This window comes from Microbacterium sp. NPDC055442, from assembly GCF_053644215.1.
Window position 1 is genome coordinate 397950 of the sequence record NZ_JBSHLF010000003.1, and the last position, 22918, is coordinate 420867.

The 22918-nt window shown below is 71.7% G+C and carries 24 protein-coding genes; 13 read left to right on the forward strand and 11 right to left on the reverse strand.

Going from position 1 to position 22918, the window contains the following annotated elements; genetic code table 11:
• Positions 1–51: 51 nt before the first annotated feature.
• Positions 52–1641 carry a peptide MFS transporter gene (locus tag ACWIBS_RS09170; protein ID WP_376126905.1) on the reverse strand — a complete coding sequence of 530 codons (1590 nt, stop codon included), beginning with the start codon at positions 1639–1641 and terminating at the stop codon, positions 52–54.
• A 44-nt stretch (positions 1642–1685) separates the two neighbouring features.
• Complete coding sequence (locus ACWIBS_RS09175; RefSeq protein ID WP_376127057.1) at positions 1686–3083, reverse strand: MFS transporter; 1398 nt, start codon at positions 3081–3083, stop codon at positions 1686–1688.
• Positions 3084–3181: 98 nt separating this feature from the next.
• On the opposite strand from ACWIBS_RS09175, the gene ACWIBS_RS09180 reads away from it, so the two are divergent.
• Positions 3182–3895 carry a GNAT family N-acetyltransferase gene (locus tag ACWIBS_RS09180; protein WP_376126903.1) on the forward strand — a complete coding sequence of 238 codons (714 nt, stop codon included), beginning with the start codon at positions 3182–3184 and terminating at the stop codon, positions 3893–3895.
• On the opposite strand, the gene ACWIBS_RS09185 is transcribed toward ACWIBS_RS09180, so the two are convergent.
• Positions 3856–4065 (reverse strand): hypothetical protein, encoded by a 210-nt coding sequence (locus tag ACWIBS_RS09185; RefSeq protein WP_376126901.1) that lies wholly within the window; start codon positions 4063–4065, stop codon positions 3856–3858. The two genes, ACWIBS_RS09180 and ACWIBS_RS09185, sit on opposite strands and share 40 nt — an antisense overlap.
• Before the next feature lie 107 nt (positions 4066–4172).
• Here ACWIBS_RS09185 and ACWIBS_RS09190 point away from each other — a divergent pair, with 107 nt between their 5' ends.
• From ACWIBS_RS09190 to ACWIBS_RS09200, 3 genes are all read left to right on the forward strand, one after another.
• The gene (locus tag ACWIBS_RS09190; RefSeq protein ID WP_376126899.1) at positions 4173–4574 is read left to right on the forward strand and encodes a hypothetical protein; all 402 of its coding nucleotides are present in this window, start codon (positions 4173–4175) and stop codon (positions 4572–4574) included.
• A 115-nt stretch (positions 4575–4689) separates the two neighbouring features.
• Entirely contained in the window at positions 4690–4851 is a 162-nt protein-coding gene (locus tag ACWIBS_RS09195) for a hypothetical protein (RefSeq protein WP_376126897.1), read from the forward strand.
• A 31-nt stretch (positions 4852–4882) separates the two neighbouring features.
• Positions 4883–5716: a hypothetical protein gene (locus ACWIBS_RS09200; protein ID WP_376126895.1), complete on the forward strand. Its 834-nt coding sequence runs from the start codon at positions 4883–4885 to the stop codon at positions 5714–5716.
• On the opposite strand, the gene ACWIBS_RS09205 is transcribed toward ACWIBS_RS09200, so the two are convergent.
• Complete coding sequence (locus ACWIBS_RS09205; protein ID WP_376126893.1) at positions 5694–6017, reverse strand: cupin domain-containing protein; 324 nt, start codon at positions 6015–6017, stop codon at positions 5694–5696. The genes ACWIBS_RS09200 and ACWIBS_RS09205 overlap by 23 nt on opposite strands.
• Positions 6018–6050: 33 nt before the next feature.
• Here ACWIBS_RS09205 and ACWIBS_RS09210 point away from each other — a divergent pair, with 33 nt between their 5' ends.
• From ACWIBS_RS09210 to ACWIBS_RS09220, 3 genes are all read left to right on the forward strand, one after another.
• Entirely contained in the window at positions 6051–7370 is a 1320-nt protein-coding gene (locus tag ACWIBS_RS09210) for an alpha-hydroxy-acid oxidizing protein (RefSeq protein ID WP_376126891.1), read from the forward strand.
• A gap of 10 nt (positions 7371–7380) precedes the next feature.
• A complete protein-coding gene (locus ACWIBS_RS09215) occupies positions 7381–7761 on the forward strand; it encodes a DUF4870 domain-containing protein (protein ID WP_376126889.1) in 381 nt (126 codons plus the stop codon).
• Between the two features lie 97 nt (positions 7762–7858).
• Positions 7859–9247, forward strand: coding sequence for a glycine--tRNA ligase (locus ACWIBS_RS09220; protein WP_376126887.1), 1389 nt, complete (start codon positions 7859–7861; stop codon positions 9245–9247).
• Between the two features lie 56 nt (positions 9248–9303).
• Here the strand turns inward: ACWIBS_RS09220 and ACWIBS_RS09225 are convergent, their stop codons facing one another.
• The 3 genes from ACWIBS_RS09225 to ACWIBS_RS09235 form a co-directional block, all read right to left on the reverse strand.
• The gene (locus ACWIBS_RS09225; RefSeq protein ID WP_376126886.1) at positions 9304–10791 is read right to left on the reverse strand and encodes a flotillin family protein; all 1488 of its coding nucleotides are present in this window, start codon (positions 10789–10791) and stop codon (positions 9304–9306) included.
• Positions 10792–10837: 46 nt separating this feature from the next.
• Positions 10838–11305 carry an NfeD family protein gene (locus tag ACWIBS_RS09230; RefSeq protein WP_376126884.1) on the reverse strand — a complete coding sequence of 156 codons (468 nt, stop codon included), beginning with the start codon at positions 11303–11305 and terminating at the stop codon, positions 10838–10840.
• Positions 11306–11392: 87 nt separating this feature from the next.
• Complete coding sequence (locus ACWIBS_RS09235; RefSeq protein WP_376126882.1) at positions 11393–11959, reverse strand: HhH-GPD-type base excision DNA repair protein; 567 nt, start codon at positions 11957–11959, stop codon at positions 11393–11395.
• 173 nt (positions 11960–12132) lie between these two features.
• Here ACWIBS_RS09235 and ACWIBS_RS09240 point away from each other — a divergent pair, with 173 nt between their 5' ends.
• From ACWIBS_RS09240 to cofD, 6 genes are all read left to right on the forward strand, one after another.
• Entirely contained in the window at positions 12133–13548 is a 1416-nt protein-coding gene (locus ACWIBS_RS09240) for a protoporphyrinogen/coproporphyrinogen oxidase (RefSeq protein ID WP_376126880.1), read from the forward strand.
• 100 nt (positions 13549–13648) lie between these two features.
• Positions 13649–14032, forward strand: a complete 384-nt coding sequence (locus ACWIBS_RS09245) for a hypothetical protein (RefSeq protein WP_376126878.1) — start codon at positions 13649–13651, stop codon at positions 14030–14032.
• Between the two features lies 1 nt (position 14033).
• Complete coding sequence (locus ACWIBS_RS09250; protein ID WP_376126876.1) at positions 14034–14435, forward strand: phage holin family protein; 402 nt, start codon at positions 14034–14036, stop codon at positions 14433–14435.
• The gene (locus tag ACWIBS_RS09255; protein ID WP_376126874.1) at positions 14425–14703 is read left to right on the forward strand and encodes a hypothetical protein; all 279 of its coding nucleotides are present in this window, start codon (positions 14425–14427) and stop codon (positions 14701–14703) included. Before ACWIBS_RS09250 ends, ACWIBS_RS09255 begins: the two co-directional genes overlap by 11 nt.
• Positions 14704–14874: 171 nt before the next feature.
• Positions 14875–15717 carry a uroporphyrinogen-III synthase gene (locus ACWIBS_RS09260; RefSeq protein WP_376126872.1) on the forward strand — a complete coding sequence of 281 codons (843 nt, stop codon included), beginning with the start codon at positions 14875–14877 and terminating at the stop codon, positions 15715–15717.
• Positions 15718–15727: 10 nt separating this feature from the next.
• A complete protein-coding gene (gene cofD / locus ACWIBS_RS09265; RefSeq protein WP_376126870.1) occupies positions 15728–16699 on the forward strand; it encodes a 2-phospho-L-lactate transferase in 972 nt (323 codons plus the stop codon).
• A 16-nt stretch (positions 16700–16715) separates the two neighbouring features.
• On the opposite strand, the gene cofC is transcribed toward cofD, so the two are convergent.
• Genes cofC through cofG form a run of 4 tightly spaced genes read right to left on the reverse strand, consistent with a single transcriptional unit; the run spans position 16716 to position 22907 of the window.
• On the reverse strand, positions 16716–17327 hold the full coding sequence (gene cofC / locus ACWIBS_RS09270) for a 2-phospho-L-lactate guanylyltransferase (protein ID WP_376126868.1): 612 nt from the start codon (positions 17325–17327) through the stop codon (positions 16716–16718).
• Positions 17324–18361: a glucose-6-phosphate dehydrogenase (coenzyme-F420) gene (gene fgd, locus ACWIBS_RS09275; protein ID WP_376126866.1), complete on the reverse strand. Its 1038-nt coding sequence runs from the start codon at positions 18359–18361 to the stop codon at positions 17324–17326. The genes cofC and fgd overlap by 4 nt, the downstream gene beginning before the upstream one ends.
• Entirely contained in the window at positions 18358–19821 is a 1464-nt protein-coding gene (locus tag ACWIBS_RS09280) for a flavin-containing monooxygenase (protein WP_376126864.1), read from the reverse strand. Before ACWIBS_RS09280 ends, fgd begins: the two co-directional genes overlap by 4 nt.
• Positions 19818–22907, reverse strand: coding sequence for a 7,8-didemethyl-8-hydroxy-5-deazariboflavin synthase CofG (gene cofG / locus ACWIBS_RS09285; RefSeq protein WP_376126863.1), 3090 nt, complete (start codon positions 22905–22907; stop codon positions 19818–19820). The genes ACWIBS_RS09280 and cofG overlap by 4 nt, the downstream gene beginning before the upstream one ends.
• Positions 22908–22918 lie beyond the last annotated feature (11 nt).

Below are 22918 nucleotides of genomic sequence, written 5' to 3' on the forward strand. Positions count from 1 at the left end.
GCTCCCCTCGTGCGCGCAACATCCCCGCGCTCGTCGAGGCCGGGGATGCCGCTACCGCACACCCTTCATGAGCGCGAGCACGGGCTTGAGCGCCGCCCACAGGGCGATGCCGAGCACGATCGCGATGGCACCGAGGATCGAGAAGTAGGGCACCTCGTCGTGCGGGTCGTAGAAGCCCGCGAGCCAGCCGGCGATCGAGGTGCCGAGCGCGATCGAGAGGAAGTACAGGGCGACCATCTGGGTGTGGAAGCGCTGCGGCGCGAGTTTCGTCGACGCCGACAGGCCGGGAGGCGAGATGAACAGCTCGGCGATCGTGAAGACGAGCAGGATGCCGACGATCGCGAGCAGCGGCGTCGAGTTCGCGGGCCCGTTCGCGAACGGCAGGAACAGCAGGAACGCGGCACCCATGATGATGGCGCCGAGGGCGAACTTGACGGGAGTCGTCGGCTGGCGTCGCCCGAGCTTGGTCCAGACGGCGGCGAACACGCCGGACAGGATGATGACGAAGATCGCCGGAATCGAGTTGATCCACGGGATCGGCATCTCCCAGCCGAAGATGTCGCGGTTGAGCCGCTCGTCGGAGTAGATCGTCAGCACCGTGAACTGCTGCTGGTACAGAGACCAGAACCCCACGTTGACGATGAACAGCGGGATGAATCCGATGACGCGGGAGCGCTCGATCTTCGTCACGACACGCGAGCCCGCGATGACCCAGAAGTAGGCGATGGCTGCGGCGATCGTCACCAGGATGACGATGATCGCGAGGTTGTCGGCACGTATGACCCCGACGAGCACGAGCACGACGAGAATCGCGACGGCGCCGAGGGCGATGCCGACCACGAGACCGCGGCGGTTGCGGGGGAGCGGATTGGGCACCGCGCGCGCCTCTTCGGGAAGCTGCTTGCGCCCGAACGAGTACTGGATGAGTCCCGCCGCCATGCCGACGGCGGCGAGCCCGAAGCCCCAGTGGAACCCCAGCGTGGACTGCAGCAGACCCGTCAGCAGCGGACCGGCGAACGCCCCGAGGTTGATGCCGAGATAGAACAGCGAGAAACCGGCATCCCGCCGCACATCGTCGGGGGCGTACAGCGTGCCCACGACCGAGGTCGCATTCGCCTTCAGGCCGCCGGACCCCAGCGCGACGAGGACCATACCGACCCCGAGCCCCCACACGTTCGGCAGGATCGCCAGGGCGATGTGTCCCGCCATGATCACCATCGCGCTGTAGAACAGCACGCGCTCCGATCCGAGCAGGCGGTCGGCGACCCAGGCGCCGAGGATCGTGGATAGATAGACGGTGCCGCCGTATGCGCCGACGATGCCCGCCGCGACGCCCCGGTCGATTCCGAGGCCCCCCTCGGTGACCGAGAAGTACATGTAGATGAGCAGGATCCCCTGCATGCCGTAGAAGCTGAACCGCTCCCACATCTCGACGCCGAAGACGTGCGCGAGCGCCCACGGCTGGCCGAAGAAGCGGGTGTCGGAATCACCCGTGCCGGTCGTGGCGGCGTCGTCGGTGCCGCTCGCGGCGGCGGCCTTCGCTCCCGCACGCGTCGTGCCCGCGGCATCCCCCGCGGCCGTTGCTCCTTCAGGTGGCCCGACGGGAATCTGCTCCGGCTCGGTGCCGTCGTTCGCGCTCATTTCGCCAGGCTATCGCCCGGAAGCCGCGCGTACAGCGAAGCGAATCAGCGAAGTGACGGATGCCGCTCGTGCGAGTCCGGACGCGCCGGGATGAACACGGCGATGCCCAGAGCGACGACGGCGGCGGCGCCGCCGAGCAGGAACGAGACCTGGAACCCCTCGGGCGTCGGCGTGGGCACACCCTCGAACGGCTGCGAATACGTCGCGAGCACGGCTCCGACGACGGCCGCCGCGACGCTCGTGCCGAACGAACGGAACAGCGCGTTGAGGCCGTTCGAGGCGCCCGTCTCGCTCTGCGGGACGGAGCGCATGATGAGCATCGGCATGGCGGCGTAGCCGAAGCCGATGCCGACGCCGATGAGCAGGTTGGCGATGAGCAGATGCCACACCTCGGACGAGAAGAGCAGCGTGAACCCGTATGCCGCGATGAGCGCCGCCGCACCGATGACCAGCAGCGGCTTCGGCCCGATCGTGCCGGCCAGCCGCCCCGAGACGGGCGAGAGCACCATCATGACCAGGCCCGACGGCATGATGATGAGGCTCGCCGCCAGCAACGACAGGCCGAAACCTCCCGCCGCCTGCGGCAGCTCGAGCATCTGCGGGTAGCTCACGTTCGACGAGAACAGCGCGAACCCGAGCGCGACCGATGCGAGGTTCGTCAGCAGCACGGCCGGGCGGCCCGCGATGCGCAGGTCGAGCAGAGGGTCGTCGATCCGCAGCTCGTACCAGCCCCACACGAGGAGCACGACGACGCCGCCGATTCCGCACGCGAGAGTCGCGGGCGACACCCAGCCCCACTCGTTGCCGCGCGAGACCGCCAGCAGGATGCCGACGAGACCGACCGCGAGGCCTGCCGCGCCGACGTAGTCGAAGCGTCCCGCCGTGCGCAGCACGCTGACCGGCACGATCCACAGCACGAGCACGAAGACGATGACGCCGAGCGCCGCGGCGACCCAGAACAGCAGGTGCCAATCGGCGTACTCGGTGACCAGGGCGCTGATCGGCAGCCCGACCGCGCCGCCGACGCCGAGCGTCGCGCTGATGAGCGCGACCGCCGCACCGACGCGGTCGGCGCGCAGCACGTCGCGCAGAATCGAGATGCCGAGGGGGATGACGCCCGTCATCGCGCCCTGCAGTGCGCGGCCGACGACGATTCCGACGATGTCGGTCGACAGTGCCGCGATGACCGAGCCGGCGACCATCAGCGCGACGAGTGCGAGCAGGATCCGCCGCTTGCCGTACATGTCGCCGAGCCGGCCGGCGATGGGGGTGATGACGGCGGCGGCGAGCAGCGTCGAGGTGACGACCCACGCGGTGTCCTCGCGACTCGCGTCGAGCAGTTCGGGCAGCTTGGACTGGATCGGCACGACGAGCGTGAACATGAACGACGAGGCGAGACCGGCGACGGCCAGCACGGCGATGATCGCGCCCTGCGACGGCATCCGGGTGAGTCTTCTGCGCGCGTTCTCATCCCGATTCATCACTCGTCAGGCTATCGGCCCCCGTGCGACCCGGGGCGCACCGGTGCCACACTGGACCGATGACACCGCGCGTCGACATCCGTCCGCTCGACACCGTCGCCGACGTCGTCGCCGCGAGCCACGTGCTCTCGGACGTCTGGGAAGGCGACCCCTCCGGCATGCCCGTCGGCCTGCTGCGTGCACTCGCCCACTCGGGCAACTACGCCGTGGGCCTCTGGCAGGACGAGCGCATGGTCGGTGCATCCGCGGCCTTCTTCGCCGCCCCGGCCGAACGTTCCATGCACAGCCACATCACCGGGGTGCTGCCCGAGCTGCAGGGCAGGGGACTCGAGCGCCTGCTCAAGCAGCATCAGCGCCAGTGGGCACTCGCCCGCGGGGTCGGGCACATCACGTGGACCTTCGACCCGCTCGTCGCCCGGAACGCCCGCTTCAACCTCAGCGTGCTCGGTGCGCGCGCCACCGAGTACCTCGTGCAGCACTACGGCGCGATGGACGACGGCGTCAACCGCGGCGACCAGTCCGACCGGATCATGGTGTCGTGGGCGCTCGCCGCTCCGCCCGCGCCGACCCCGCCCGACGACCGGGTCGCCGCGACGGTCGAGGTGCCGGCCGACATCGCCGCCGTCCGCCGCACCTCACCGACGGATGCCGCCTCCTGGCGCCTGCGCGTGCGCGAGGAGCTCGTGGCACACCTCGCCGACGGCCTCGTCATCGCGGGCTTCGACGAACGCGGCTACCTGCTGGTGTCCGCGTCATCCTCAGGATCGTCGTAGGGATTGCCCGGCCGCACGGGCGCGTCGTCGCGGACATCGATCCTCGTGACGCCCTCGCGGTGGGTCACATCGATCCGCGGAGCCGCGTCTTCCTCGACCGCATCGGGAGCCGAGAGCAGCTGATCGCGCCGCTTCTCTTCGTCGGTCATTCCAATCCCGTCGGCTGCCATGTCCGCTCCTTCCGCCGCTGCATCGAGGCTACGGGCGCTCGGCGTCCACGCGGACGGGGTTGCCCGCGAGCGGCGCGTGAGGTAGCCCCGCGACTAACCTGGCGGACGTGATCAACGCCGACTGGACGCCGCACCGCCGCGAAGACCGCGAGCTGCTCGGATGGATCCGCCCCGAAGGTCAGAGCTGGGTCGCCGTCGATCTGCTGGGGCGCGACGTGTCGGCCGCCGTCGAGTGGCTCGATGCCGAAGAGCGGCTCGAAGCCGGCGGCCTGGCCTGGCTCGCCGACGTCTGGATGCTCGACAAGCCCGACGCCGAGGCTGTGCGCGTGCGCATCGCCGAGGTCATGCCACCCACGACGGCCGGCGAGGCGGGCTGCGTCGTCGTGCACACCGACGACTTCGGGGCGATCGACGTGCCCTTCACCCGCATCGAGCTGCCCTGGCCCGCCCCGCCCGAGCTGCGCCCGAAACGCCCCGGCGAGGCATCGGAGTTCGCACCGACCCGCTGACCCGAGGTATCAGGCGTCGATGTCGGCGCTCTCTCTTTCTGAAACCCGCGTCATGGAACGCGGCCCCCGCGGTCTCTTGATCGAGCGAGGGAAGAAGGCGATGAGGGAGTCCACCGTGCGAGACGCATTCGAACAGCTCGTGCAGGCATTCACGAGCAACCGGTCGACCGACCGGACGAAGACGCCGCGGCTGCCGCGCGCCCTGCGCCCGCACGCGGCCCGGTCGACCTACCGCCCCGTGACCGACATCGAGGTCATCCGCCACATGACGACCTGAATCCCGGCCGTCCCGGGTCTACCCTGATCGCATGCGCACCGCGCGCGGGATGCTGGCCGTCACGGCCTGCGCCGTGCTGCTCGCCGGGTGCGCGCCGAACGAGCCGGAGCCGCCGTCCGTCGAGGGGCTCGAGATCACGGTCGTGCAGTCGCGCTCCGACGTCGCCGACCGCCACGCACAGGTGCGGGTGCGCAACGACACCGGCGCGACGGTCGAGATCGGCGCCGTCGAGGTCGTCGACGCCCGCTTCGCGGCGCCCGCCGAGCGCACCGATCCGGAGCGCATCACATCGGTCCGGCCCGGAGCGACGGTCGACATCCGCGTCGCGCTGCCCGCCGTGGACTGCGCGTCGTCCGACGGGGAACCGCGCGTGCGGCTCGAGCTCGCGGCATCCGGGCCCCTGGTCGAGACGCCCGCCGCCGATCCGCTCGACGTCATCACGCCCCTGCACGAGCGCGAGTGCCGTGCCGAGCGCCTCGCGGACTCGGCCGACGTCTCGTTCGCGTCGTTCCAGCCTTCGGCGCACCCGGCTCCCGCCGTGCTCGGCCTCGAGATCGTGCCGACCGGCCGCGCCCGTGCGGTCATCGTCGGCATCCAGCCGACGAACCTGCTGCGGTTCGACGGCACGCGCGCATCCAGCGACACCCTGCCCCTCGACGTCCTCGTCGGCACCGGCCCGGTCCTCGTTCCGCTGCCGCTCGTGCCGTCGCGCTGCGACCCGCACGCGGTGCAGGAGGACAAGCGCGGCACGGTCTTCACGCTCGAGGTGCAGCTCGACGGCGAGCCGGGCGAGGTCGAGCTCGCGGCGCCGGCCGACCTGCGCGCGCGCCTTCTGACGTGGGTCAGCCGGTGGTGCGGCGGATGAGCGTCAGTTGCATGACCGACGGCTCGACCGCGACGACGGCGTGCGGCACGCGCGCCGCGATGTGCACGAGACCGCCCGGCCGCAGATCGACCGTCTCGTCCCGCGTCGTGATCCGCAGGTGCCCGCTCTGCACCTGCAGCAGGATGGGCCCGGGGGCGGTGTGCTCGGTCATCTCCGTGCCCGCGTCGAACGCGAAGACGACGACGCGCACACCGTCGGCGGCCAGCGCGGCGTGCGAGACGCGGGTTCCGGGTTCGACCGTGACGAGGGCGCCGAGGTCGTCGATCGCAGTCATGTCCATGCCGCCATTGTGACCGCTCGTTAGGCTGACCGCATGTCCGAGAGCATCGCCGCTCCCTCGTCGTCCGGCGCGGGCCGCCGGGCCCAGTCCGACATCTACCGCGCGGGGATCAGCGGAACCCGCCCGCTCGTGCCCGTCGACGCCGCTGAACTCGAGCGTCGCGCGCGCAAGGCGCTGAGTCCCGAGGCCTTCGCCTACATCGCCGGCGCGGCGGGGGCCGAGCGCACGATGTCCGCCAACCGCGCGGCGTTCGAGCGGTGGCAGGTCTGGCCCCGGCCGTTGCGCGACGTGTCCGAGCGCGACCTGTCGATCGACTTCCTCGGCCGCCGCCGCGCGACACCGCTCCTGCTCGCACCCTTGGGCGTCATGGAGCTGGCCCACGACGAGGCCGACCTCGCGGTCGCGCGGGCGGCGGCATCCATCGACGTGCCGTACACGGTCTCGAACCAGGCTTCGTTCCCGATGGAGCAGATCCGGGATGCCGCACCCCGGAGCGCCCGGCTGTTCCAGCTGTACTGGTCGGCCTCGGACGAACTCAACGCGTCGCTGCTGCGGCGCGCCGAGGCATCCGGATGCGAAGCGATCGTCGTGACGCTGGACACCCACCTGCTCGGCTGGCGCACGCGTGACCTCGACCTCGCCTACCTGCCGTTCACGCGGGCCATGGGCATCGCGCAGTACACGAGCGACCCCGTCTTCCAGCAGCTCGTGCGCGATCGTGCCCGGCGGAGCGCCGCGACGGACGCGCCGGCGGTCAGGCTCACACCGACGGCGGTCGCCGCGGGCCTCACGATCGCCCGGAAGGGGCGGGCGCTCACGGGGACGGGGGTGCGCGAGAACCTGCGCTCGCCGCTTCCGCGTGCCGCCGTCGAGACCTTCCTCGAGGTGTTCTCGACGCCGGCGCTGACCTGGGACGACCTCGCGAAGGCCCGGGAGTGGACGACGCTGCCGATCATCCTGAAGGGCATCGTGCATCCCGACGACGCCGAGCGCGCGATCGACGCGGGCATCGACGGCGTCTGGGTCTCGAACCACGGCGGTCGGCAGATCGACCAGTCCGTGCCGACCCTCGCCGTGCTGCCGGACATCGCCGAGCGCGTCGCCGGCCGCGTGCCGATCGTGTTCGACTCGGGCGTGCGGCAGGGGGCCGACGTCGTGATCGCGCTCGCCCTCGGGGCGACCGCCGTCGCTCTCGGTCGCCCCTACGCGTACGGACTGGGGCTGGCCGGCGAAGCGGGCGTGCGCGAGGTCGTGCGCAACGTCATCGCCGAACTGGACATCACCCTGGGCCTGGCAGGCCACACCTCGATCGGCGCGCTGGGCCCCGGATCGCTGCGACCCGCCGGACGCTAGGCTCGGACCCGTGACGCTTCCTCCGCAGCCCCCGCCCCCGCCCGCATACGGTGCCGGACCGCAGCCGATGAACCCTTCCGACGAGAAGATGTGGGCCGTGCTCGTGCACCTCGGCGGCGCGCTCGTGAGCATCCTCGTGCCGCTCATCGGCTACCTCGTGCTGAAGGACCGCGGACCCTTCGTGCGCTCGCAGACCGCGACGGCGCTCAACTTCCAGCTCACGCTGCTCATCGCCTACATCGCCGGCGCCGTCCTCACCCTCGTCATCATCGGGATCTTCATCCTCATCGCCGCGGCCATCGTGAACATCGTGTTCGCGATCATCGCGGCCGTGAAGGCGGGCCGCGGGGAGTGGTACCAGTACCCGATCGCGATCCGCTTCGTCAGCTGAGAGGCCTGCCGCTGCGCGGCTAGACTCGACGGATGCCGCGCGGTGCGGCATCCGCGCCCTCTTCGCGCCCTCTCCCCACCCGACCATTGGAGCCACCGTGGCCGAGCAGTCCCGTCTCGACAAAGTCATCGCCCTCGCCCGTCACCGCGGGTTCGTGTTCCAAGCGGGTGAGATCTACGGCGGGTCCCGGTCGGCATGGGATTACGGCCCCCTCGGCACCGAACTGAAGGAGAACGTGCGCCGCCAGTGGTGGCAGACGTTCGTCCGCGGCCGCGGCGACATGGTGGGCCTGGATTCCTCGATCATCCTCCCCAAGCGCGTGTGGGAGGCGTCGGGTCACGTCGCGACGTTCACCGACCCGCTCGTCGAGTGCCTGCAGTGCCACAAGCGCTTCCGCGCCGACAACCTCGTCGAGGACTTCGAGGAGCGCAAGGGTCGCCCCGCCGAGAACGGCCTCGCCGACGTGCCGTGCCCGCACTGCGGCACGAAGGGCCAGTGGACGGAGCCGAAGGCGTTCTCGGGCCTGGTGAAGTCGTACCTCGGCGTCGTCGACGATGAGACGGGCCTGCACTACCTGCGCCCCGAGACCGCCCAGGGCATCTTCGTCAACTTCGGCAATGTCCTGACGGCGAGCCGCAAGAAGCCCCCGTTCGGCGTCGGCCAGGTCGGAAAGGCCTTCCGCAACGAGATCACCCCCGGCAACTTCATCTTCCGCACGCGTGAGTTCGAGCAGATGGAGATCGAGTTCTTCACACCGCCCGCCGAGGCCGGCGAGTGGTTCGACCACTGGGTCGAGGCGTGCTGGAACTGGTTCATCGACCTCGGCATCGACGGCGACAACATGCGCCGCTTCGACGTTCCCGATGAGGACCGCGCGCACTACTCGGCCGGCACGATCGACGTCGAATACCGCTTCGGGTTCACCGGCAAGGAGTGGGGCGAGCTCATGGGCATCGCCAACCGCACCGACTACGACCTGAAGAGCCACACCGAGGCGTCGGGGCAGAGCCTGACCTACTTCGACCAGGCGTCGGGCGAGCGGTACACGCCGTACGTCATCGAGCCGTCGTTCGGCCTCACTCGCGCCATGATGGCGTTCCTCGTCGACGCGTACCACGAGGAGGAGGTGCCGAACGCTAAGGGCGGCACCGACAGCCGCACCGTGCTCAAGCTCGACCCGCGTCTCGCCCCCGTCAAGGTCGCCGTGCTGCCGCTCTCGCGCAACGAGAAGCTGTCGCCGCTGGCCCGCGGCCTCGCCGACGAACTGCGCGCGCACGGCTGGAACATCGACTTCGACGACGCCGGAGCGATCGGCCGCCGCTACCGCCGTCAGGACGAGATCGGCACGCCGTTCTGCGTCACGGTCGACTTCGACTCGCTCGACGACAACGCCGTGACGGTGCGCGACCGCGACACGATGTCGCAGGAGCGACTGCCGGTCGACGGGCTCGCAGCGTTCCTCGCGGAGCGCCTGAAGGGCGCCTGACCCGAGACCACGAACGCCGGGTGCCTCGCGTGAGGCACCCGGCGTTTTCGCGTAGGTCAGGCCTTCTTGCCGACGGCGGACTCCGCTGCCGAGACGACGTTCTCGACCGGCACCCCGGCCGCCTTGAGCGAGAACGCCTGCAGCAGGCTGTTCAGGTCGAGTCCCGTGAGGCCCTTGACGACCTCGGTGCCCTCGCCGAGCACCTTGCCGACCGTCTTGGTGAGCTCGGACGCCCCGTCGGTCGAGACGACCGTGAGCTTGTCGATCGACGCGATCGGCTCGGCGGCGGCCCGAACGATCTCGGGCAGGCGCATGATGATCTCCTGTGCGAGCGCGGCTTCGCCGTACTTCTGCAGGGCGAGCGCCTTCGCGTCGGTCGAGGCGGCCTCGGCGAGACCCTCGGCCTGGATGGCCGACGCACGCGCGTCGCCCTCGGCGCGGACACCCGCCGCGAGCGCGACCTGCTTGTCGCGCTCGGCTTCACCGGCGAACCGGACGGCGGTGGCCGAGGCCTCGGCGTCCTGCACGGCGGCGACCTTGTTCGCCTCGGCGATCTTGGTGCGCTTGTACGCGTCGGCCTCGGTCGCGGCGTTGGCCGCGTCGCGCTGAGCGGTCGCGCGCTGCACTTCGGCGTACGCCTCGGCCTCGGCGGGCTTTCGCACCTCGATGTCCAGGCGCTCCTGCGTCACGAGGGCCTGCTCGGTGAGCGCTTCGCGCTCCTGCACGGCGACGAGGCGATCCTGCTCGGCGGTCGCGAGCTGTCCCGAGGCCTGCGCCTCGGCGTTGGCGCGGTCGGTCTCGGCCTTGATCGAGGCCTGGCGCAGGCTCAGGGCCTTCTGGCGTTCGGCGATCTGCTCGGCGGCCTCGATGCGGGCGAACTCGCTCGCGCGCGATGCCTCGGCCTCGCTCACTTCGGCGACCTGGCGGGCGCGCGCCGCTTCGGCGCGGCCGAGGTTCGCGAGGTAGTCGCTGCCCGGCGTCGAGATGTCGCTGATGTTGAGCAGGTCGACCTGCAGGCCCTGCTCGACGAGATCCGCCTTCGTCTCGGCCACGACGCGGTCCGACAGACCCTTGCGGTCCGAGATGATCTGCTCGATCGTCATGTCGCCGATGATCGAGCGCAGCGACCCCTCGAGCGACTCCTTGATGATCTCGGTCAGCGCGTCCTGCTGCGACAGGAAGCGCTGCGCCGCACGACGCACTCCCTCTTCCGTGCCGGACACCTTGAAATTGATCGACGCCTTGATCGCGATCTTGATGCGGTTCTTGTCGACGCCCTCGACCGTGATGCCGATCTGGCGCTGCTCGAGCGAGATCGAGAACCCCTGCTGCAGGATCGGCCACACGAACGTGCGGCCGCCGATCACGACGCGCTGCCCGACACCGCTCTCGCCGGGCGCCGGTCGGCCGGCACCTCGTCCGACGATGACGAGCGCCTCGTTGGGGGGTACGCGCCGGATGCGCCGCGCGATGAAGGCGAGAAGCCCGAGCAGCGCCACGATGAGGGCGATGATCGCGACGACCTGGATGAGATCAGCGGGCATGATGTCCTTTCTGATGCTGCACCGCAGTCGGGCAGCGAAGCTGTGGCTAGTCCGCGACGACCTTGACGCGGGTGCCGGAGTGTTCGATGACGCGGATCCGCACGCCCTCGGGGATCTGCTGATCGGCGTACGCGAGGCGGCGCTCGATCTCGTGCGGACCGTCGAGGCTCACTTCGCCGCCCGCGGGTGAGATGGGCGACCGGCTGACGCCCGTGAGGCCGATGGCCGATGCGGGCGCGCCGTCGGAGCTCTTCGTGAGTCGGCGGATGGAGAAGACGGCGAGCGCGTACGCGGCGATCGCGAGCACCGCCGCGAGCGCGTAAGCCCACACCTGCTCGAGCCCGCTCGTCGTCGTGAGCACGCCCGATGCGCCGAAGACGACCGCGGCGACGCCGAGCGCCGTGCCCGAGATCGCACCGTCGCCGATGTCGAAGTGGTCGAAGATGTCGCCGAGGATGAGCGAGATGAGCAGGACGACGAGTCCGACTCCGCCGACGATCAAGAAGGGCAGCATGGCGGACTCTCCCGGTGCGGTGTGCGTGGCCTGACCCACCCTACCGACGCCGCGTCGCGGCGCGGGGAGCCTGTGGACAGATCCGGGCTACTTCTTCGCCGCCGCTTTCGCCGCACGCTTCGTCTCGCGGACCTTCGTGAGCGATTCGGGAGAGACGATATCGGCGACGCTGCGGAACGCGCCGTCTTCGCCGTAGGGGGCCGACGCCTCGCGCCAGCCGTCGCCCGTATACCCGTACTGCTTGCCCAGCAGTGCGAGGAAGATCTTCGCCTTCTGCTCGCCGAAGCCCGGGAGGGCCTTGAGACGCTTCAGGACCGTCGCGCCGTCCGGCGCGTCGCGCGTCCAGATGGCCGCGGCATCCCCGCCCCAGTCCGCCTCGAGGGCGGCGCACAGCGACTGCACGCGCGCGGCCATGGAGCCCGGGAACCGGTGCACGGCCGGAGTCTGGCGGAACAGCTCGACGAACGCCTCGGGATCGTATGCCGCGAGGGCACCCGCCTCGACCGTGCCGGCGCGCTCCTGGATCTTGAGCGGACCCGCGAACGCCGTCTCCATCGCGATCTGCTGGTCCAGCAGCATCCCGATCAGAAGAGCGAGCGAGTTGTCGGTGAGGAGTTCGTCGGCCGCGACGTCTCCGGTGATGTGCAGCGTCATGCCCCTCAGTCTCCCACCCCGCCCCGCCCGCTCGTGGCCTGCCGTCGAACCGTACGGCTCCCGTCGAACCCGACCGCGACGACGTCGGGTTCGACGGGTTCGGTACGGTTCGACACGGGGTGGGGTCGGGTGCGACCGGGATCGGGGCGAGCCGGAGTGCGAGGATGGACGGCGTGAACGACGCCGCGCCCCTCGAGAACCTCGCCGCGCACGCGCGTGACACGCACGTCGTCGTCATCGGCGGCGGGATCGCGGGGCTCGTCGCCGCCTACGAGTGCGCCAAAGTCGGCCTCGCCGTCACGGTGCTCGAGGCGCGTGAGGCGCCCGGCGGCGCTGTGCGCTCCGGTGCGGTGGGCGAGACCGAGCTCGATCTCGGCGCCGATGGCTACGCGCCGACCGGAGGCCACGTGCGCGCACTCGTCGACGAACTGGGCCTCGCCGACCGTGTGCGCTCCGAGGCGCCGACGACAGCGTGGGTCGCCGGGCTTCCCGCGGGCGCTGCGCCCCTGCCGCCCGACAACGTGCTCGGCATCCCCGCCAACGCGTGGGATCCCGCCGTCCGCCGCATCATCGGCTGGCGCGGCGCATGGCGGGCTTATCTCGACCGGCTGCGCCCGCCGCTCACGATCGGCCAGCAGCGCAATCTCGGCACCCTCGTGCGCGGCCGCATGGGTCCGCGCGTCGTCGAGCGGCTCGTCGCGCCGCTGAGCGTCGGCCGGCACGGGCTCGCCCCCGCCGACGTCGACGTCGAGCTGGCCGCTCCGGGCCTCAACACGGCGCTCACGCGCACGGGCTCGCTCTCGGGCGCTGTCGCGCAGCTGCGCGGTGCGGCGCCGGCAGGACCCGGCTACGAGACGATCGACGGCGGGATGCGTGTGCTCGTCGACGCCCTCGCGCAGCGGCTCGTCGAGCTCGGCGCCGACGTGCGCACCGCGGCCGAGGTCGTGCGGATCGATCGCGTATCCGGCGGCGGCTGGGACGTCGTGTGCGCCGGCGAGGAGGAGACCCGGATCGCGGCGGACGCGGTCGTCGTCGCCACCCCCGAGCACACCGCGCGTCTCCTGCTGGCGCGGCACGTCGAGGGTGTCGACGAGGCCGAAGCAAGGACCACGGACGTCGTCACGCTCGTGCTCGACGGTGTCCCCGACTCCGCGCGCGCCGCCGTCTATCCGCTTCCGGGCTCCCACGCCGCGTCATCGGTCGTCGACGTCACCGCCCGCTGGCCGTCGCTCGCGGGCGCCGTCGGGCCCGATGCGCGCGTCGTGCGCGTCACCCTGGCCGCCCCGCCCGCGGGCGACGACGACGCCGTCGCGGCGGCTGTCCACGCGGCATCCGCTCTGCTCGATCTGACCGAGCCGCGCGTGCGTGCCGCGCGACGCGAGCGGTTCGATACCGCCCCACCCCGTTCGGCGCGGGGCCGGATGGACCAGACGCAGCGCGTGCGCACGGTCGTGCACGCCGTCGACGGGCTCGCCGTCGTGGGCGCGTGGGTCTCGGGCAGCGGCCTCGCCCAGGTCGTGCCCGATGTCGTCGCCGAGGCTGAACGCGTGCGCCGTCGCGCCCTCTTCGGCAACGAACCGCTGCAGTGAGCGCGACCCGAGCCCGCTTGTCAAGGGTGGATGCCCGGAATGGAATACGGGACTACCCTGGTGACGTCAGCTGGCGCACCACCGAACGTGAGGAGACCCCATGAGGGGCAAGGCAGGACTCGTCGTCGGACTCGCCGTGGGCTACGTGCTCGGAACACGCGCGGGTCGCGAGCGATACGAGCAGATCAAGACGCAGTGGCTCAAGGTGTGGCACACCGACCCCGTGCAGAAGCAGGTCGAGAAGGTGACCACGTTCGCGAAGGAAGCCGCCATGGCGCTGCCCAGCACGCTGTGGAATTCCGCCGTCAAGGTGACCAAGGCCGCCTCCTCCGAAGGCACGCCGCGCGAAAAGGCCGACAAGGCCGTCGCCGCCGGAAAGGAAAGCGCCGAGGACGTCGCCAAGACGGTCAAGGCCTCCGCCAAGACCGCGAAGAAGGCCGCCGATGACGCCGTCGATGAGACGTCGGGGCGCGGCGGGGCCTGAGATGACGACACCCCGAGGATTCCGGGACCGTGCCGACGACAGCCTTCTGACGCTGCTCGGCGAGATCCCCGAGCTCATCCGCAACCTGGTGGTCGCCGAGATCGACGCCGGCAAGGCGTGGGTGCGGCGCACCGCGAAGGATGCGGGAATCGGCGCGGGCTGGCTCGCCGCCGCACTGTTCTTCCTGTTCTGGACGATCCCGGCGCTCGCCGCATTCGTCATCATCGGCTTGTCGTCGTGGTGGCCCGCGTGGCTGTCGGCCCTCGTCGTCTTCGGCGCGATGCTCCTGATCGCGATCTTCTTCGCGCTTCTGGGCATCCTGCGCTTCAAGAAGATCTCGGCGTCGAAGAACCCCGTGCAGTCCATCGGCGAAGACATCAAGGAGGTGCGCGATGAGCTCTAGCTCGCCCGTGCCGGTGCCGCGCACCGGCGTTCCGATCGGCATCGACGACCCGGTCGAGAAGGCACGCGCCGAGTTGAAGGCCGCGCTGGCGGCCATCGAGATCAAGGCGAACCTGCCGCGCCGCGTGAGCGAGGCGACCGAACGGACCGTCGCTCGGAGCCGCGCGTTCGCGCGTCGCAGCCCCGGCGCGGCGACGGCGGCGGTCGCGGCGGGAGCCGCACTGGTCGGCGCCGCGGTGTGGGGTCTGGTGCGTCTGTACACCCGCTGATCGAGCTTGCCGGGCGCCCCGCGGAGCCCTCCATGTGGTTCGGGGGGTATGCTCAGGGTCAGGCAGTGCAATGGTGCGGATGCTGCCGACGGCGCGAACCCGACTGAATCGCGCGTCGGCTGCCTCGACGACTGGGTGGCCGACTGAGTCCCACGAGAGTCCACCCACCCCATGAACACACCCACATCGTCCATCCAGGACAAGCCCCTCGCGGGCTGGCGCGTGCTCGTTCCGCGCGGCGGTCCGTGGGGCGACGGCGTCGCGGCGACGCTGCGGCGACAGGGCGCGACGCCCGTCATCGCGCCGCTCATCAACTTCGCACCGACGAACGACCCCGAGGGGCTCGATCAGGCGCTCGCCGACCTCGCGGCCGGCCGGTTCGACTGGCTGACCGTCACGAGTGCGACGACCGTCGATGTGCTCTACGCGTTCCGTGCCACGATCCCGTCGACGACGAAGGTCGCCGCCGTCGGCGAGACCACCGCTGCGGCGATGCTCGCGGTCGGCTACGGCGTGGATCTCGTCCCCGACGACGACAACTCCGCCGCGGGACTGGCCGAACAGCTCATCGCGATGGAGCCCGAGCCCCGCAAGATCCTCGCCCTGCGCAGCGAACTGGCCAAGCCCATGCTCACGCGCATGCTGACCGACGCGGGGCACGATGTGCGCAGCGTCGTGGCCTACCGCACGGTGGGGGTCCCCGTCACCGAGCGCATCGCGCACGATGTGCATTCCGGGCGCATCAACGCGATCCTCGTGACGAGCGGCTCGGTCGCCGAGCAGGTGCACGAGCAGTTCCCCGACATCCCCGACACGACCGTGATCGCCGCGATCGGCCCCCGCACGGCGAAGGACGCCCGCCGGGCCGGGCTCGCCGTCGACGTCGTCGCCGACACGCAGACCGTCGACGCGCTGATCGATGCGGTCGCGCGCTTCCCGCTTCCGCACGCCGCCGATGAGGTCGCTCCGCGCACGGGACTGTTCCCCGCCATCGGCCGCGAACGACGCGACTGAGGCCGCGCAGATGAGCGGAAGCCCGCGCGTCGTCGTCCTCGCCGGCGGCGTGGGCGGCGCGCGCTTCGCCCTCGGCGTGCGCTCGGCCCTGCAACGTCGCGGAGCGTCCCCCGCGACCGTCGTCGTCAACACGGGCGACGACCTGTGGCTCTCGGGGGTGCGGCTGCAACCCGACATCGACTCGATCGTCTACGCGCTCGCGGGCGTCAACGACACGGTGCGCGGGTGGGGCCGTGCGGGCGACACCGAACGGGTCAACCGCGAGCTGCAGGAGTGGGGCGCCGGCTGGCCGTGGTTCACGCTGGGCGACCTCGATCTCGGCACGCACCTCGCTCGGACGGGATGGCTGCGCGACGGTCTCACGCCCACCGAGGTGCTCGAGCGGATGTCGGCGCGGTGGGATCTCGGGGCGACGCTGCTGCCGATGACCGACGCCGAGGTCGATACGCGCGTCGTGCTGGACGGTGGCGACACCCTGCACTTCCAGGAGTGGTGGACCCGCCATCGCGCGGCGCTGACCCCCCTCGCCTTCGAGAACCCCGGCATCGACCAGGCCCGCCCGGCGCCCGGCGTCGTCGCGGCGATCGACGAAGCCGACATCGTGCTGCTCGCCCCCTCGAACCCCGTCGTCTCGCTCGGCCCGATCCTCGCCGTGCCCGGGATCCGCGAGGCCCTGCGTGCGGCGCGGGCGCCCGTCGTCGGCGTCTCGCCCATCATCGGCGGACGCGTCGTGCGCGGCATGGCCGACGTCTGCCTCACGGCGATCGGCGTCGAGACCTCGGCCGCCGCCGTCGCGGAGCATTACGGCGCGCGTTCGGCCGCCGGCATCCTGGATGCGTGGCTCCTCGCCGAAGAGGACGCCGCGCACGCGGCGGAGGTCGACGCCCTCGGGATCGCCGCCGTCGTCGCGCCCCTGTGGATGACGGATGCCGCGGCCTCGGCCGACATCGTCGACGCAGCCCTCGCCGCCGCCGGTCTCTGACGCGCCGTCCGCGGCGTCACGGCCCGACGAGCGCGGCGGTGCGAGGTCCGAGTCCGAGCGTCCGCGCGGCGCGCAGCTGCTCGGCCGTGTCGACGTCGCGGCGCAGCGTCGACGATCCATCGACGTCGAGCGGGGTGCACCCGAGGGCGACGTGGCGCGCGAACGAGCCGTCGCCGAAGGCCGAGCTCCACGGCACCTCCGCCGCCGCGGTCACGAGCGTCGACCCCGTTCCCTCGGCATCGGCCACGACGCCGCGATCCACGGACGCCGCCAGAGCGAGCGCCGTCGCGAGGTCGTCGGGGCGCAGGGCCGGCAGGTCGCCCAGGAGAGCTGCCCGCGGCATCCGTTCGAAAGAAGCCATGCCCGTCGCGACGGCGGCGTCGAGCCCCTGCGGGTCGCCCTCGGGCACGAACCGCAGGTGCGGCACATCGAGGGCGCCCAGCACCAGGCCCCCGTCGTCGCCGACGACGACGACGCGCGCGACGGCCGGGCAGGCCGCCGCCGCGGCGATCGTGTCGAGCGCGATCGCACGCGCCAGCGCCACCCGGTCGACCCCCATGACGGCCAGCCGGGACTTGCCGCGCGCGGGGTCTTTGACCGGGATGACGACGGTCCAGCCGGTCGTCACGCTCCGAGGCGGGCGCGCAGCCGCGGCAGGATCTCGGCGCCGTACGTGCGCAGGAACTCCTGCTGGTCGTGGCCCGGGTCGTGGAAGACGAGGTGACGGAAGCCCAGGTCGTGATACTTCAGGATCTGCTCGACGTGCTCGTCGGGATCGGTCGACACGATGAACCGGGATGCCGCGCGCTCGATCGGCAGCGCGTCGCCGCGCCGCTGCATCTCGACCGGGTCGTGGATGCCCATCTTCTCTTCGGGTGACAGCGCGAGGGGCGCCCAGAACCGGGTCTTCTCGAGCGCCGTCTGCCGGTCGGGGTGGTACGAGACCTTGACCTCCATGAGCGTGTCGATCGAGTCGGGCGAGCGGCCCTCCTTCTCGAGTCCCTCGCGCAGCGCCGGCATGAGCTTGTCCGCATACAGCGCGGGGTCCTTGCCGCTCGTCGTGATGAACCCGTCCGCGATGCGGCCGGCCAGGCGCGTGGCGGCGGGGCCGGCAGCGCCGATGTAGATCGGCACGGCCTGGTCGGGCGCGGGGCGGTCGTAGACGGTCGCGTCCTTGACCGAGTAGTACGTCCCGTCGAACGTGACGCGCTCGTCGGCCCACAGCGCCTCGATGAGCGCGATGGCTTCCTTCAGACGCTGGAAGCGCTCGGGGGAGTCGGGCCACTCCATGCCCAGCGTCACCTCGTTGAGCGCTTCGCCCGTGCCGACGCCGAGGATGATGCGGCCCGGATACATGACGCCGAGGCTCGCGAAGGCCTGCGCGATGACGGCGGGGTGATAGCGGAAGGTCGGCGTCAGCACCGACGTGCCCAGGAGCACGCGCGACGTCTTCGCGCCCATCGCCCCCAGCACGGGAAGAACGGCGGGGGCGTGGCCGCCCTCGTGCATCCACGGCTGGAAGTGGTCCGAGACGAAGACCGAGTCGAAGCCGACCTCTTCGGCGAGGACGGCGAGATCGACGAGCTCGGAGGGTCCGAACTGCTCGGCGGACGCTTTGTATCCGAATCGCAGGGGGACGTCCTGGGCGGTGCGAAGGGTCATATGTGGCCTCTCTTGACGGGGGCGGGAAGGAACTCCGAGCCGTCCGCGGCGGCGAGCCGCTCACGGAAGGCGGCGACGGTCCCGGGCCACAGCAGCGTGAGCCGGCCGGAGCGTTCGTCGACGTACCAGTTGCGGCAGCCCCCCGCGATCCAGGGGGTGGATGCCGCGCGCCGATCGATCTCGGCGCTGTAGGCGCGTTCGGCGTCGGGATCGACGCGAAGCACGCCGTCACGCGATGCCAGGACGCGCGCCGCGTAGGCGGCCTGCTCCTCGACCATGAGGACCGATGACGAGTGCCCGAGCGATGCGTTGGGCCCGTTGAGCACGAACAGGTTCGGGAAGCCGCTGACCACCGTCGACCCGAACGAGGTCATGCCGCCGGACCAGTGCTCGGCGAGGGTGCCCGTCTCGCCCCGTACGAACTCGGCGTACGGCTGGCGGGTCGAGGCGAAGCCGGTCGCGAGCACGATCGCGTCGACCTCGTGGCGCGCGCCGCTCGCCGCGACGAGCGTCGAATCGCGCACCGAGGTGAGCGCCGACGCCTCGAGACGGACGCGGTCCGAGGCGACGGCGGGGTAGTACTCGTCCGAGAGCAGCACCCGCTTGCAGCCGAACGCGTACCGCGGAGTGAGCGCGTCGCGCAGCGCGGGGTCGTGCACCTGCGCCTCGAGGTGCGCGAGAGCGACGGCGACGGCCGCGGTGGCGGCATCCGGATCACCCGACCGCGACGCGAAGCGCGCCTCGCCCTCGGCATCGAGCTCGGCGCGCAGCTGGGCGAGCTCTTCGGGGTGCGCCGCGAAGCGGACGCGCTCGGCTTCGGTGTACGGGCGCGCTCCGCGCGGCACGATCCACGCGGGGGTGCGCTGGAAGAGCGTCACGTCGGCGATCCTGGCCAGTTCGGGCACGACCTGTACGGCGGATGCGCCCGTGCCGACGACCGCGACGCGGCGCCCCGCCAGATCGGCCGAGTGGTCCCAGCGCGAAGAGTGGAAGAGGGGGCCGGGGAACGATTCGAGCCCGGGGATCTCGGGGATCTTCGGCTCGGTGAGCCGGCCGCAGGCCAGCACGAGCGCGTCGGCTTCGATCAGGGCGGGATCCGACCCGCCCACCTCGAGGTGCCAGGTCTCGGAGTCGGCGTGCCACGTCGCGCCCAGCAGCGGCGACTCGAAACGCGGCGCGATGCCTTCGATCTCGGCGACGCGGGCGAGGTATTCGCGGATCTCGTCGCCGCGCGCATACAGCCCCGACCAGCCGGGGTTGGGGTGCGCCGCGAAGCCGTACAGGTGGCTCGGCACGTCGCACGCGACGCCGGGGTAGGTGTTGTCGCGCCACGTTCCGCCGAGGGATGCCGCCCGCTCGAGCACGACGAACGAATCGATGCCGCTGCGGCGCAGCTCCATCGCCATCGCGAGCCCGGCGAAGCCCGCTCCGACGATCGCGACCTCGACGCGCGTCGTCACGCTTCCGCCCCCGGAGCTTCGCTCCCCGGTCCCTGAGCCCGACCGATCTGATCGGTGGCGCTACTGAAACCTGCACGCGCTACCGGACGTTTGATGGCGGATGCAGCTTTCGGTAGCGCGACGGGAGTGGGGGTTCCGTACTCGGTCGTGCGCAGCCGGAACGGCCGGAACAGCCGCGCCGCGACGCGCGTGGCGTCGGCCACGGGCAGCTCGAGCCCGAACTCGATCCCCGCGGCCGGCTTGATCCGCCCGTCGAAGAGTGTGCCGCCCAGGTCGTCGCCGCCGGCGCGCAGCAGTTGGGCGGCGACGTCGAGACCGACGCGGGTCCAGGGGATCTGCACGTGCGGGATGCTGCCGCTCAGGAGAAGCCGCGACACGGCGACCATTGCGCGGTGCTCGTCGAGGGGGGCGCGATCGGCGACGAGCGGCACGCCTCCGGCGTGGCCGGGCAGGGGGATCGGCACGAATTCGCTGAAGCCTCCGCCCGCACCGGCCGTCGCGGCCGTCTGCTGCAGGCGGCGCAGCGTGCGCAGGTGCGCGATGCGCTCGGCGGCCGTCTCGACGTGCCCGTAGAAGAGCACGCTCGTCGAGCGGAAGCCCGCCCGGTGCGCGGCCGTGATGGCCTCGGTCCACGCGTCGATCTCGAGGTCGCCGGGGGCGATGAGGTCTCGCACACGCTCGCTCAGCACCTTGACGCCCGTGCCCGGCACGGTGCCGACGCCCGCCTCGCGCATCGCGGCGAGCGCACGGTCGAGCCCGAGCCCCGTGCGATCGGCGAGGTCGCGCACATCCTGCGGCCGATAGGCGTGCAGGTGCAGGCCGGGGGCGGCGCCGACGATGGCGCGCGCGAGGTCGAGGTAGGCGCCGGGGTCTTCACCGGGCGGGACGAGCCCCTGCACGCAGATCTCGGTCGCGCCGAGGTCCCACGCGTCCGCGGCGATCGCGGCGGCCTCGGCGAGGTCGAACTCGTCGGGCGCGTCCGAGCCGCCGCGTCGGAAGCCCGACGAGGTCAGGTTGCGGTTCGCGACGAGCGTGACGGCCTCGCCGACGGTGTATCGCCGCACGTCGTCGGCCGTCGCCGCGAGGGCGTCGAGTCCGTCTCCCGTGGCCTCGAGCAGCAGGGTCCAGTCGTCGTCGTCGAGTGCGAGGGGATCGGATGCCGCGGCCTCCGCGAGCCGCCGCGCTACTCCCGCCCCGCTCCCTGACCCCGTCGAAGGGTCGTCGCCTGCCCTGCCCCCGGTCCCTGAGCCCGTCGAAGGGCCGTCGCCGGTCCTGTCCCCGGTCCCTGAGCCCGTCGAGGGGTCGTCGCCTGCCCTGCCCCCGGTCCCTGAGCTTGTCGAAGGGTCGTCGTCGGTCCTGTCCCCGGTCCCTGAGCTCGTCGAGGGGTCGTCGCCTGTCCTGGTCTCGGTCCCTGAGCCTGTCGAGGGGTCGTGGCCGGTCCTACCCACGGTCCCTGAGCTTGTCGAAGGGTCGTCGCCTGCGCTGCCCCCGGTCCCTGAGCCTGTCGAAGGGTCGTCGTCGGTCCTCGTCTCGGTCACTGAGCCTGTCGAGGGGTCGTCGCCTGCCCTGCCCCCGGCCCCTGAGCTTGTCGAAGGGTCGTCGGCGGTTCCGGTCTCGGTCCCCGAGCCCGTCGAGGGGTCGTCGCCTGCGCTGGCCTCGATCCCTGAGCTTGTCGAAGGGTCGTCTGCCGAGTTACGACGCTTCGACAAGCTCAGCGACCGGGGGTTCGCGTCCAGCGACCGGGGGTCCGCGGCCTGCGACCGGTGCTGCGCGTCCACCGACCGGGGGTTCGCGTCCAGCGACCGGTGCTCCGCGCCCACCGACCGGGGCTCCGCGCCCACCGATCGTTCCTTCGCGTCGCGCGCGAGGCCCGTCTCGGGGTCCGCGAGCACCGCGACGGCATCCCGCATCTCGGGGGCGAGCCACGTCTCGGGGGCGAGCACGTACTCGGGATGCGCCGTGAGGCGCTCGCGCAGCTCGAAGCCGAGCGTCGCCGTGTGCTCGGCGAGCTCGTCGATGTGCGGCCACGGGCGCTCGGGGTTCACGTGGTCGGCCGTGAGCGGCGACACGCCGCCCCAATCGTCGGCGCCGGCGCGCACGAGCAGGGCGAACTCCTGGCTGTCGGACAGGTTCGGCGGCACCTGCACGCGCATGTCGGGGCCCATCACGAGCCGGGCGACGGCGACCGCCGCGACGTACTCGAGCAGAGCGGCATCCGCGGCCCCCTGCATCGCGGTGCGCGGCTTCGCGCGGAAGTTCTGCACGATGACCTCTTGCACGTGCCCGTGCCGCTCGTGCGCATCGCGCAGCTCGATGAGCGATTCGGCACGGTCGCGCAGCGTCTCGCCGATCCCGACGAGGATGCCGGTCGTGAAGGGCACGCGCGCGCGGCCGGCGTCGTCGATGACGGTGAGGCGCAGCGCGGGGTCCTTGTCGGGGGAGCCGTAGTGCACCTGGCCGGGCTCTTCGAACAGTCGTCGAGAGGTCGTCTCGAGCATCATGCCCATCGAGGGGGACACGGCGCGCAGCGTCACGAGCTCGTCGTGCGTCATGACGCCCGGGTTGGCGTGCGCGAGCAGTCCCGTCTCGGCCGTGACGAGCCGCGCCATGGCGGCGACGTAGTCGATCGTCGAGGCGTAGCCGTGCTCATCGAGCCAGGCGCGCGCTTCGGGCCAGCGGTCCTCGGGCCGGTCGCCGAGGGTCAGAAGCGCTTCCTTGCACCCGAGGGCGGCGCCCTGCCGAGCAACGGCGAGCACCTGCTCGGGCGACATGTAGGCGGGCTTGTTCTTCTTCAGCAGCTGGCCCGGCGTGTCGACGAAGACGCAGTAGTGGCACCGGTCGCGGCACAGGGTCGTGAGCGGGATGAAGACCTTGCGCGAGTACGTGATGACCCCGGGGCGCCCGGCTGCGGCGCCTCCCGCGTCGCGCATCGCGCCGGCGAGGGCGAGCAGCCGCTCGAAGTCGTCGCCCGTCGCGCCGAGCAGCGTCTCGGCGGCGTCGGCGTCGACGCGCGCGCCCGCAGCGACGCGGTCGAGAACCGCGGCCGCGTCGGCCCGCCTGGCGGGCGCCGGATCGAGCAGGGTCACCGTCCCAGTCT

Coding starts and splice junctions, on each gene's coding strand:
- ACWIBS_RS09170 (WP_376126905.1), bottom strand. CDS start 1,641: ATGAGCGCGAACGACGGCACCGAGCCGGAGCAGATTCCCGTCGGGCCA.
- ACWIBS_RS09175 (WP_376127057.1), bottom strand. CDS start 3,083: ATGCCGTCGCAGGGCGCGATCATCGCCGTGCTGGCCGTCGCCGGTCTC.
- ACWIBS_RS09180 (WP_376126903.1), top strand. CDS start 3,182: ATGACACCGCGCGTCGACATCCGTCCGCTCGACACCGTCGCCGACGTC.
- ACWIBS_RS09185 (WP_376126901.1), bottom strand. CDS start 4,065: ATGGCAGCCGACGGGATTGGAATGACCGACGAAGAGAAGCGGCGCGAT.
- ACWIBS_RS09200 (WP_376126895.1), top strand. CDS start 4,883: ATGCGCACCGCGCGCGGGATGCTGGCCGTCACGGCCTGCGCCGTGCTG.
- ACWIBS_RS09205 (WP_376126893.1), bottom strand. CDS start 6,017: ATGGACATGACTGCGATCGACGACCTCGGCGCCCTCGTCACGGTCGAA.
- ACWIBS_RS09210 (WP_376126891.1), top strand. CDS start 6,051: ATGTCCGAGAGCATCGCCGCTCCCTCGTCGTCCGGCGCGGGCCGCCGG.
- ACWIBS_RS09225 (WP_376126886.1), bottom strand. CDS start 10,791: ATGCCCGCTGATCTCATCCAGGTCGTCGCGATCATCGCCCTCATCGTG.
- ACWIBS_RS09230 (WP_376126884.1), bottom strand. CDS start 11,305: ATGCTGCCCTTCTTGATCGTCGGCGGAGTCGGACTCGTCGTCCTGCTC.
- ACWIBS_RS09235 (WP_376126882.1), bottom strand. CDS start 11,959: ATGACGCTGCACATCACCGGAGACGTCGCGGCCGACGAACTCCTCACC.
- ACWIBS_RS09245 (WP_376126878.1), top strand. CDS start 13,649: ATGAGGGGCAAGGCAGGACTCGTCGTCGGACTCGCCGTGGGCTACGTG.
- ACWIBS_RS09250 (WP_376126876.1), top strand. CDS start 14,034: ATGACGACACCCCGAGGATTCCGGGACCGTGCCGACGACAGCCTTCTG.
- ACWIBS_RS09255 (WP_376126874.1), top strand. CDS start 14,425: ATGAGCTCTAGCTCGCCCGTGCCGGTGCCGCGCACCGGCGTTCCGATC.
- ACWIBS_RS09260 (WP_376126872.1), top strand. CDS start 14,875: ATGAACACACCCACATCGTCCATCCAGGACAAGCCCCTCGCGGGCTGG.
- cofD (WP_376126870.1), top strand. CDS start 15,728: ATGAGCGGAAGCCCGCGCGTCGTCGTCCTCGCCGGCGGCGTGGGCGGC.
- fgd (WP_376126866.1), bottom strand. CDS start 18,361: ATGACCCTTCGCACCGCCCAGGACGTCCCCCTGCGATTCGGATACAAA.